The 10,235-nt window shown below is 52.9% G+C and carries 11 protein-coding genes; 9 read left to right on the forward strand and 2 right to left on the reverse strand.

All coding sequences use genetic code 11. The annotated features are described in order from the left end of the window. Window positions 1-87 precede the first annotated feature (87 nt). The 5 genes from HGBM_RS14390 to HGBM_RS14410 all read left to right on the forward strand — a co-directional run bounded on the left by HGBM_RS14390 (window position 88) and on the right by HGBM_RS14410 (window position 5,804). Window positions 88-771: a response regulator transcription factor gene (locus HGBM_RS14390; RefSeq protein WP_019121785.1), complete on the forward strand. Its 684-nt coding sequence runs from the start codon at window positions 88-90 to the stop codon at window positions 769-771. Then, window positions 758-2,167 (forward strand): HAMP domain-containing sensor histidine kinase, encoded by a 1,410-nt coding sequence (locus HGBM_RS14395; RefSeq protein WP_019121786.1) that lies wholly within the window; start codon window positions 758-760, stop codon window positions 2,165-2,167. Before HGBM_RS14390 ends, HGBM_RS14395 begins: the two co-directional genes overlap by 14 nt. Window positions 2,168-2,272: 105 nt before the next feature. Beyond that, entirely contained in the window at window positions 2,273-3,871 is a 1,599-nt protein-coding gene (locus tag HGBM_RS14400; RefSeq protein WP_019121787.1) for an efflux RND transporter periplasmic adaptor subunit, read from the forward strand. Beyond that, window positions 3,868-4,590 carry an ABC transporter ATP-binding protein gene (locus tag HGBM_RS14405; protein WP_019121788.1) on the forward strand — a complete coding sequence of 241 codons (723 nt, stop codon included), beginning with the start codon at window positions 3,868-3,870 and terminating at the stop codon, window positions 4,588-4,590. Before HGBM_RS14400 ends, HGBM_RS14405 begins: the two co-directional genes overlap by 4 nt. Beyond that, the gene (locus HGBM_RS14410; protein ID WP_019121789.1) at window positions 4,587-5,804 is read left to right on the forward strand and encodes an ABC transporter permease; all 1,218 of its coding nucleotides are present in this window, start codon (window positions 4,587-4,589) and stop codon (window positions 5,802-5,804) included. The genes HGBM_RS14405 and HGBM_RS14410 overlap by 4 nt, the downstream gene beginning before the upstream one ends. Before the next feature lie 52 nt (window positions 5,805-5,856). Here the strand turns inward: HGBM_RS14410 and HGBM_RS14415 are convergent, their stop codons facing one another. Beyond that, the gene (locus HGBM_RS14415) at window positions 5,857-6,579 is read right to left on the reverse strand and encodes a Crp/Fnr family transcriptional regulator (protein ID WP_019121790.1); all 723 of its coding nucleotides are present in this window, start codon (window positions 6,577-6,579) and stop codon (window positions 5,857-5,859) included. Between the two features lie 185 nt (window positions 6,580-6,764). Beyond that, window positions 6,765-6,989, reverse strand: a complete 225-nt coding sequence (locus HGBM_RS14420) for a hypothetical protein (protein WP_019121791.1) — start codon at window positions 6,987-6,989, stop codon at window positions 6,765-6,767. A 202-nt stretch (window positions 6,990-7,191) separates the two neighbouring features. Between HGBM_RS14420 and HGBM_RS14425 the strand changes: the two genes are divergently transcribed. The 4 genes from HGBM_RS14425 (at window position 7,192) to HGBM_RS32530 (ending at window position 9,990) form a co-directional block, all read left to right on the forward strand. Beyond that, entirely contained in the window at window positions 7,192-7,764 is a 573-nt protein-coding gene (locus tag HGBM_RS14425) for a nitroreductase family protein (RefSeq protein ID WP_026074425.1), read from the forward strand. A 101-nt stretch (window positions 7,765-7,865) separates the two neighbouring features. After that, the gene (gene nagA, locus HGBM_RS14430; protein WP_019121793.1) at window positions 7,866-9,023 is read left to right on the forward strand and encodes an N-acetylglucosamine-6-phosphate deacetylase; all 1,158 of its coding nucleotides are present in this window, start codon (window positions 7,866-7,868) and stop codon (window positions 9,021-9,023) included. Beyond that, complete coding sequence (gene nagB / locus HGBM_RS14435; RefSeq protein ID WP_026074426.1) at window positions 9,023-9,763, forward strand: glucosamine-6-phosphate deaminase; 741 nt, start codon at window positions 9,023-9,025, stop codon at window positions 9,761-9,763. Before nagA ends, nagB begins: the two co-directional genes overlap by 1 nt. A 131-nt stretch (window positions 9,764-9,894) precedes the next feature. Beyond that, the gene (locus tag HGBM_RS32530) at window positions 9,895-9,990 is read left to right on the forward strand and encodes a putative holin-like toxin (protein WP_222705646.1); all 96 of its coding nucleotides are present in this window, start codon (window positions 9,895-9,897) and stop codon (window positions 9,988-9,990) included. Window positions 9,991-10,235 lie beyond the last annotated feature (245 nt).

A 10,235-nucleotide genomic window follows, 5' to 3' on the forward strand; every position in this document is an offset into this window, starting at 1 on the left:
ATAGCCCGACATCCCCCTGACATATTTCCTCTGTACGCTAGGAACTGAGATTCATGTATAATGTCGGGTAGAAATGGGGGAGAGACATTGAAAAGCATTCTGATTGTGGAAGATGAATTGTCGATCTCGCGTGTCTTGAAAGCTTATTTGGAAAAAGCGGAATATACCGTTGAGCAGGCATTCGACGGGGATGAGGCGTTGGAAAAGTTTGCCGCGATGAACCCTTCGCTCGTGCTGCTGGATGTGATGCTCCCCGGGCAAAGCGGCTGGAGCATTCTAAACCGCATCCGCGAGCAAAGCGCTTGCCCCGTGATTATGCTGACAGCGCTCGGGCATATCGATCACAAGCTGGCGGGGCTGAACCAGGGGGCGGACGATTACATCACCAAGCCGTTCAATGCTGATGAGGTGGTCGCGCGCGTAAAGGCCGTTTTGCGCCGCTCGGGACAGGTATTGGAGACGGATGGGACCAAGTACTTTGGCAGTTTGCGGGTTGACTTCAAGGCTCACACCGTTACCCTGCACGGCATCGAGCTCAACTTCAATCCGCGGGATCTTTCCTTGCTTTTGTTTCTCGCCCAAAAACCCAATCAGATGTTTACACGGGAACAGTTGATCGAAAATGTGTGGGGGATGGATTACGAAGGAAGTGACCGGGCTGTAGACCTGGCCATCACCAGAATCAGAAGAATCCTGCAAAATTGGCCCGTTTCGGAAGGGGAAATCCGCACCTACAGAGGGATGGGGTATAAATTTTGTGTCTACGAATAAAAGCAAGCGAAAATCACTGTTAACGTATTGGACGACCCGTTATCTGATTACGCTCTGCGTGGGACTGGTGGTGTTTGGCGTTTCCACCAGTTTGTGGTTGAACTACAGTGAGAAAGAAAGGCGGCTCGATGTTCTCCGGTTCATGGCTGCGGAAATTTCCGATCGCATTGTCGATGATAACGGGCATATTCAGATCGGTTCGTTTCTGGCGCCGATATTTGACCGGCAGCGAAAGTTTTTGCAATTTAATGGCCAGCTCTTCCTGTTAATCCTCGATGAGAAGAATAACGCTCTGTTTAATTCTCTGCCAAGTAAAATGCCCAAAGAGCTTTTAGTCGATCTCACGACGCAATTGGATGAAGAGAACGGTGACCAACTGACGCTTAAACACGGCGAGAAAATCTACGTGGTAAAGCGAAAACTGGAGCATAACAATCTGACGATCGGCTGGGTCATCCTGATGTCTCCCGAAAAGGAGATCAACAAGGTCAGAGATTCGCAGTTTCTGTTTATCATGCTGGGGGCTTTGGTTTTACTAGGGTGGATGATTATCTATTTGCTCACCAGGCAGCTGGCCAAACCGATAAAAGGAGTCGCTCATGCCGCCAAAGAGATCGTCGCCGGCAACTATGACATTCACCTGGAGAGGAACAGCAAGGAGAAGGAAATTTTTGAACTGATCCATTCCTTCAAGGATATGGCTGACCGATTGGGACAACTGGAAAGGATGCGGACAGAGCTTTTGGCCGGAGTGACGCACGAACTAAAAACGCCTGTCACCTCGATCAGCGGTCTGATTCAAGCGGTAAGGGACGGTATCGTTACCGGTGAGGAAGCAAAAGAGTTTCTGGATATATGCGCGAAGGAAACCAGCAAACTGCACAAAATGGTGGAAGATTTGCTGGATTTCAACTCCTTTGCCGTGGGAGATATCAAGATTCAAAAGGAAGAGCAAGACATCAATACATTGATCCAGGAGATTACCCACCAATGGCTGATTGTCCAGGAAGAAAATTCGATACGTCTGCACAAGCAATTTCCTGATTACAGCATCGTGGCCGCCACCGATCCGCTGCGGGTTCAGCAGATTTTGTACAACCTGTTGAACAATGCCAAGCAGGCGTGCAAAGAGAACGGAGTCATCGAGATCTCCCTGTACGAAACGGACGATGAGATCAAGATTGATGTCAAAGATAACGGCGTTGGCATCCCTGAAGAGGAGCAGTCGATGATCTTTGAGAAGTTTTTCCGCGGCGAAGAGAAAAAACTGAAAGTCAGGGGCCTTGGTCTGGGGCTGCCGTTCAGCAGATTGTTGGCTCAGGCGCTGGGGGGAGATCTGGTGTTAAAAGAGAGCGTGAAAAACAGTACGATCTTTACGCTTATTTTACCCAAGTGATTCGGCGGCACGGAAAGTGCCGTCTTTTTTGCGGGCTCTGAAATACTCCCGACACATACATCTCATATATTTGCTTTAGTATGGTTGGGGGAGGGAGAAAGAATCATGGCAGAAGTCGTTAGGGGAAACCTGTCTGCTATTTTTAGACTGAAAAACAGGAAAAAGCTGACTCTGATCATGTTGATCGCGGTGCTGCTGTTTGCAGCGGGAATCTTTGCTTATCAAAAATGGGTGTCGGCTAAAAATACAGGTGCTTTCATGCAAGTGCTAACTGTCAAGCGGGGGGATGTGACGGAAACCGTGGCTTCGTCCGGAACCGTTCAGGCGTCCAAGCGTGTTTCGCTGTCTCTGGGCACGCAAGCAGACATTACGGCCATCCATGTACAGGTAGGGGATCAGGTAAAAGCGGGCCAGGTGCTCGCTGTGCTAGACGACTCCTCCGCACAGATCCAATTGAAGGCGGCGGAAGCCAACCTGTCGTCTGCGCTCGCAAAGCTGGCAGAGGCCAAAAAGCCGAAGACCGCGTCTGAAATGAGAGCACTTGAGGCAAATGTAAACCAGGCGAAGGCCGTATTGGATTCTGCCAGGAATTCCTACGATACGCAAAAAGCCCAAAACGACCTGGAAAAGGCAAAAATGAATTTGCAAAATGCCCAAAATACATATAACTCCCAAAAAGCCCTGTACGACGAGGGCGGTATCTCCAAAAGTGAATACGATCAAGCCAAGCAAAACCTTGATCAAGCGAAAATCGAATACGACAATGCCGTACTGCAAGCCAATCAATCGCAAGGGCAGTCCAAGAGCAGTCTGGAGCAGGCGCAATCTGCCTATGAGTCGGCAGTGTCGGCATTGCAGGACGCCAAGGACGGACCGGACGCCACAGCAGTCCAGTCGGCACAAGCTTCCGTGGAGCAAGCGGAGGCTCAGCTGCAGGAACAAAAAATGGCGCTGGAGAAACTGACGGTAAAAGCGCCCATGGATGGCGTTATTGTGGCGATCAATGGGAACCTGGGAGAACCGCCGTCCCAACCGTTTATCGTGATGGACAACTCCAACTCCGGCAATCTGGAGGTACTGGCACAGATCAGCGAAAGCGATATTGGCAAGGTAAAGGTAGGGCAAACGGCGACATTTACGTCCAACTCCTACCCCGACAAAGAATTTAACGGAAAAGTCACGTTGATTTACCCGGAAGCGACGATAGAATCAGGGGTTACCACCTACAAGGTTCTCCTCTCCGTAGACAACAAGGAGGGGCTGCTCAAAACGGGAATGTCCACGAACGTGAGCATTGAGGTCGGAACGCATAAAAATGTGCTGTACGTCCCGCCTGCCGCCTTGAAATCCCAAAATGGAAAAGACGGCGTCTACCTCGCTGCGGCCAACGAGGGAACTGCCGGGTCCAGGCAAGGCAACAAGGGGGAGACTGGCGAGACCAGGCAAGGAACCGGAAGAGGAGGAAGCACAAACCTCCCGTTCCGCTTCCAAGAGGTGAAGATCGGCTACTTTAGTACGGACAGGGTGGAAATCACAGAGGGATTGCGGGAAGGAGATCGAGTGGTGCTGACCATGGACACTTCCAGGTCGACTTCCTCCAGCAGCGGCCGGCAAAGCGGCCCGGGCGGATTCCCCGGCATGGGCGGCATGGGAGTTCCCGGCGGCGGATGGGGCGGCGGCGGTCAGAGAGTGATCAGCCGATGAAGGCAGTTATCCGGATTGAAGAGCTGAAGAAACAGTATCGAATCGGAGACCAGGAGATACAAGCGCTGCGCGGGGTGAACCTGCAAATCGACGAGGGGGATTTTGCCGCGATCATGGGTCCGTCCGGTTCGGGAAAATCGACGATGATGAATGTGCTCGGCTGTCTGGACAAACCCACTTCAGGGGAGTTTTATCTCGATGATGAGCCGATTTCAGAGGCGGATGACGATGAGTTGGCCGCCATCCGGAACCGGAAGATCGGGTTCGTGTTTCAAAACTTTAATCTGCTTCCCCGTACCAGTGCGGTTGAGAACGTGGAACTGCCCCTCTTGTACGCCGGTATCTCAGCCAAGGAGCGCCGGGAGCGGGCCGTCCGGGCACTGGAGAGCGTAGGGCTTGGCAATCGGCTGTACAACAAGCCAAACGAGCTGTCGGGCGGACAGCAGCAGCGGGTATCGATAGCCCGGGCGTTGGTGAACAACCCGCTGATCCTGTTGGCGGATGAGCCGACGGGTGCGCTGGACACCAAAACGAGCGTCGAGATCATGCAGATCTTTCAGCAGTTAAACGAGGCGGGCAAGACGATCATCCTGGTGACGCACGAACCGGATATTGCCCAATACGCCAAACGGCTCATCCGCTTTCGCGACGGTCAGATCGTTTCAAATGAATTGGTTTCCCAAAGAAGATGGGCAAACCCTGAGGAAGTGGGCAGATGAATTTTAGAGAAAGCTTGCGGGTCTCTTTTCGCAGCATCCAGACAAATAAGCTGCGCTCGTTTCTGACCATGCTGGGCATCATCATCGGCGTCTCTGCCGTGATCGCGATGGTTTCGATCGGGGAGGGAGCCTCGGCCAACGTCGCGTCGCAAATCAACGGATTGGGCAGCAACTTGTTGATTGTGACGCCTGGCCAGGCCAGACAGGGGCAGATCAGTTTGGGAGCGGGCTCGCTGAATACCTTGACTTTGGCCGATGCAGAAGCGATTGGAAAAAACGATTCAATCGCCGGGGTGGCTCCCAGCCTGACAAGTCGCGCACAATTGGTCTGGCGCAACCAAAACTATTCAACCTCGCTGGAAGGAACGACAGATGCCTTCCCCCAGGTGCGCAATACAGAGGTGCAGCAGGGCCGGTTTTTCAGCCATGTTGAGGTGACAGCCCAATCCAACGTGGCCGTCGTCGGCACCGAGGTGGTAGCCAATCTGTTCGGGGACAGCAGATTCAATCCCGTCGGCCAGACGATTCAACTGAACAAAATCCCGTTTCAGATCATCGGCGTGTTGAAAAGCCAGGGAAGCTCGGGGATGACGAACAACGATGACAAGGTCCTCATTCCAATCACCACCGCGATGAACAGGGTAACCGGGAGCAAGAATGTAGGAAGCATATACGTTTCAGCCGCATCTGCCGATGTTTTGCCCCAGGCGCAATTCGATGTGCAAAATACGCTGCGGGCGCAGCACAATCTGAGGCCGCAGGCGGCAGACGACTTTCAGATCCGCTCGCAATCGGAAATTCTTTCGACGGCGCAAGGGGTTACCAGCGTGATGACAACGCTGTTGTCGGGGATTGCCGCGATCTCTTTGGTCGTTGGCGGGATCGGCATTATGAACATCATGCTGGTCTCTGTCACCGAGCGGACCCGCGAAATCGGCATCCGTAAGGCAATTGGCGCGACGCGCTGGGATATTCTGCGGCAGTTCCTGATTGAATCGGTTACCTTAAGCCTGCTCGGAGGGGGCATGGGCATTCTGATTGGCGCCGGGGCAGCCTTTCTCATCGGCAAGGCAACCGGCATGGCGATTTCGATCAGCTTGCCGCCGATCATTTACGCTTTCCTCTCTTCGATGGCTGTCGGGGTCTTGTTCGGAGTGTATCCCGCCCGGAAAGCCGCCCAGCTCAAACCGATCGACGCCTTGCGATACGAATAGGAAACACCGGCCCAGCAAGGCCGGTGTTTTAGCTTTGAGCCTTTGGTTTTCCTTAGATGCGGCAGATTTCTACGGGGCAGTTTTCGCAAGAGCAGACATCTTTCAAGTAGCCGATGTCGTCAATGCGGATGTAGCCGTCCGGAAACGCGAGCACTTGCTTTCGTTTTAAATCGTTCAGCATCCGGTTTACGCTCTCGCGGGTAGAGCCGATGTAGTCGGCCAATTCCGAGTGGGTCAGCTTTAGGTTGATGAGAATGCTTCCTCCCTGCTGGGGCACTCCATAGCAGTTGGCCAGCCGGATCAGGGTAGAGCACAAGGCGCCGGGTTTGCCGTACAGCATCAAATCGCGAAATTTGGTCTGGGTGATTCGATGCATGAGCCCCATCCATTTCATCATTTCCAACGACAATTGACTGTGCTGCCAAAGGAGGAGTTCCAAATCCGTCCTGTGCAAAATCCCCAGCACACAATCTTCCGTTGTCTTTGCGCTGAAGCTTTGCTTGGCATCGTGAAACGGGTCAAGGTGGCCAAACATGTCTCCTTCCCGAAACACGTACAAGACGAATTCCTTTCCGTTTTCAGTCGACTTTGTAATTTTTACCCGTCCGCTGTAGAGGAAGTACAGCTTGTCGGACGACTCCCCTTCCATGAAGATGTGGGAATGGGCCGGGAGCTTGCATTCATGCATGATGCCGGTCAGCAGCTTGAAATTCGCTCTTGAGAAGAATTTTGTATTTTGGACAGGACCCTCATGATTGACAGGAGTAAACAACATGTTCATCTCTCCTTATGCAACGAGGCCGCTGTCTTTTAGTATAAAGAATACAGAGAGGCATAAACTGTGATATTTCTCACAGTTGTGTGTCGATAAAGACAATAAAGTTTCCTTCACTTGTCGGTGAAGGAACTTTTCCAAGCAGTATGGTCATCGCCTGCGCGAAAGCTTGGCGCCGGCCTGATTTAGTAAAAAAAACCGTGTGCGATTCCTCCGACAACTCCCAGGACGATAGCCCACCAGGCAAGGGTCTTTGCCGGGCTAAACAGTGTAATGATCCCCAAGATGACACCGATTGCTCCAAACAAAAACGGTGACCAAAGGAAAGCGAGGATCCCGGCAACAATTCCGATCCAACCAGTCCACAACGCCCAGGTATCGACGTCGCGGCGCTCTTTTGCGTCGGCCATTTGTCACACCTCCTTGCAATCATTATCTCCTCATCCTCTCCGGAGTATGAACGGGCTTCCTGGTGACAAGCAGGGAGACCTGGTCGTTTTCGCCACGCGGGGAAATTTGTGTCTGAGCAAGTTGACACAATCCGAAAAGAAAAGTACATTACAGACGAAAACTTGCGGAAAAATAAGGGAACACAAAGGAGGAATTGTCAAGATGGAACTGATGGAGGCAATCAAAGGGAGAAGGTCCGTCGGTGTTGTCAAACCGGAGGAACCGCCAGTCGCGCTGATCGAACAGGTGCTTGAGGCGGCTACATGGGCGCCCAACCACCACCATACCGAGCCGTGGAAGTTTTTTGTCCTGAGAGGGGCAGCACGCAGCCGGCTTGGGGAAGCCATGGCTGACATCGTCGCACGGCAGCTGGATGAGCAGGACTCGGAAGAATCCCGCAAAAGGCTGGAACGCGAACGGAGCAAGCCGCTGCGGGCACCTGTACTGGTTGCAGTCGCTGTAAGCCCATCCGATAAACCAAACGTGGTTGAATTGGAAGAAGTGGAAGCGGTCGCCTGTGCCGTGCAAAATATGCTGCTGTCAGCTCATTCGCTTGGCCTTGGGGCGGTGTGGCGGACCGGGGAGATTACATATGAGCCTGAGCTGAAAGCTTTTTTCCAACTGTCGGAAAGAGAAAAACTGCTCGGTTTTATCTACATCGGGTATCCCAACATGGAGATTCGCCCGGGAGCAAGGACACCATTCCAGGAAAAGACGGTCTGGCTTGATCAATAGCCCGCTCGCAAACTGCTTGCGGCTGTGGGCTTGCGTCAACTTGACAGCCGGGTGACAAGTGATATGATTCAGATAACGACACAGGGGAAGGCTACAGAAAAATGGACAAAATCAAGAACATCAACATACTTACAGAAACTGGTTATGTGACGAACGGTTGTTTATGGATGGAAGCGGGGAAAATTGTTCATATCGGCCCGGAGGATGGAACGGACGCCGCGTCTGTCTACGACGGGCAAGGCGGGACGCTGGTTCCCGGCTTTATTGACCTGCATGTGCACGGCGGTGCAGGTTCTGATTTTATGGACAGAGATGTGGAAGGAATCAAAGCGATCTGCCGTTTTCACGCCAAGCACGGGACGACTGGACTGCTCGCGACTACGATGACGGCGCCGATCGAGGTGACAGAAGAGACGATTCGCTTTTACCGGCAGCCGCTGCAGACGGACGGCTCAGCCATTCTGGGCATGCACCTGGAGGGGCCGTTCATCAACAAAGCGTACAAAGGAGCGCAAAACGATGCGTGGATTGAGCCGCCGACCGTGGAGAATATGCAGCGGGTGCTGGATGCGGCAGGCGGCGGTCTGGTAAAGATGATGACGCTGGCGCCGGAGCTGGTCGATGACGATCAGGTGTTTACCCTTCTGCAAGAGAGAGAGATCATCATCTCGGTCGGTCATTCCGATCTTGACTACCAAGGGGGCTGCCGCTGCATGAAACGGGGGCTCAGCCACGCCACGCATCTGGGAAATGCCATGCGCGGCTTTCACCACCGAAATGTCGGGGTGATCGGGCTGGTGATGGAACAGCGGGAAATGACCTTTGACCTCATCGCCGACGGCATTCATGTTGCTCCCGAGCTGATCCGCTTGCTGACGCGGATCTGTTCGCTTGATCAGCTGATGCTGATCACGGATGCGATGCGAGCCGCCGGTCTTGCCGACGGCCGTTACGAATTAGGCGGTCAGGAAGTAACGGTGCACGGCAAGGAGGCCCGGCTGGCAAACGGCAGTCTGGCAGGAAGCTTGCTGACGCTGGATGTGGCGCTGCAAAATGTGATGCGCTTTACCGGCCTGCCGCTGGAGCAGGTCATCCCCCTGTTGACGAGCAATCCTGCGCGAAAGCTGGGATTAGCCGACCGCAAGGGAACCATCGCCGTTGGGAAAGACGCCGATCTGGTACTGTTAGATAAAAACCTTGAAGTCCAGGCTACCTGGGTGGAAGGGAAAAGGATTGGGTTGGAGGAGAAACATTCGTGATACAAGTAAAAATCGTGGATGATTACGCAGAAATCAGCCGATTCGCGGCAGAAGAAATCCTTGCCGGGTGGCGGAAAAACCCCCGGATTGTGCTGGGCTTGGCAACGGGGGCAACCCCGGTCGGCATGTACCGGGAGCTGGTGAAGCAATACCGGGAGAACAACCTGGACTTCTCCGGGATCACCACGTTCAACCTGGACGAGTACTATCCGATCGCACCGGAGCATCCGCAAAGCTATCGCCATTTTATGCAAGAGCAATTATTTGACCACGTGAATATAAAACCGGAGCAGACACATATACCGAATGGCGCCGCTGACGATGTCGAACAGGAGTGCAGCCGATACGAAGCAGCCTTGAAAGCGTCGGGCGGCATTGATATACAAGTGCTGGGGATCGGGGAGAACGGACACATCGGCTTTAACGAACCGGGCACGTCGTTTGAATCCGGCACCCATAAAGTGAAATTGGCGGAGAGCACGATTCAGGCGAATTCCCGGTTTTTCAAGGACGAGTCACAGGTTCCCCGCTACGCTCTGACGATGGGGATTCGCACCATTATGGCCAGCAGGAAAATTTTGCTTCTGGCCAGTGGTGAACGGAAGGCGAAAGCCGTCGCGGCAATGGTACAGGGACCGGTAACGGAGGATGTGCCTGCGTCCATCCTGCAGCGGCATCCCGATGTCCTGTTGATCGCCGACAAGGCGGCGGCTGGTCTGTTGAATCACTTGGTGAAGTAGAAGAAATTGGCTTGGAATCTTCTGTTGGAATAATATCGCAAACACCTGTTCTGATATAATATATAGGCAAGTACATAAGACGTGGCTCTCAAGGGAGCGGCTCATCTCCCGAAGTCAGAAATGAAACACTCATGCTGATGTTCCAGTTTGGCGGCTTTATAGTCGCCTTGCTGAGTCTCATCGCGGTGATCGATAATGCCCTTACAAAAAGAAACGACCGCCCTTGAGCTTTCCAGGCTAAGGCGGTCGTTTCTCGACAGGATTGAGCCGTCCCTCTGAGGGAACGTCTGTTGAACTGGATCAGGATGCTCCAACATCCTGATCTTTTTTAGTGTAACCACTGTTGCAAACGCGCACACATCTATGTATCCCTATTATCACCTGGTGATTATGATGTAAACATTTGCGTTCCGAATCAGTGTCAAATACTTTGTGTGCCTAACCTTATTTTTTTGTGAATTAATTTTCTATG

Source organism: Brevibacillus massiliensis, assembly GCF_000311785.1.
Classification (GTDB): Bacteria; Bacillota; Bacilli; order Brevibacillales; family Brevibacillaceae; genus Brevibacillus_C; species Brevibacillus_C massiliensis.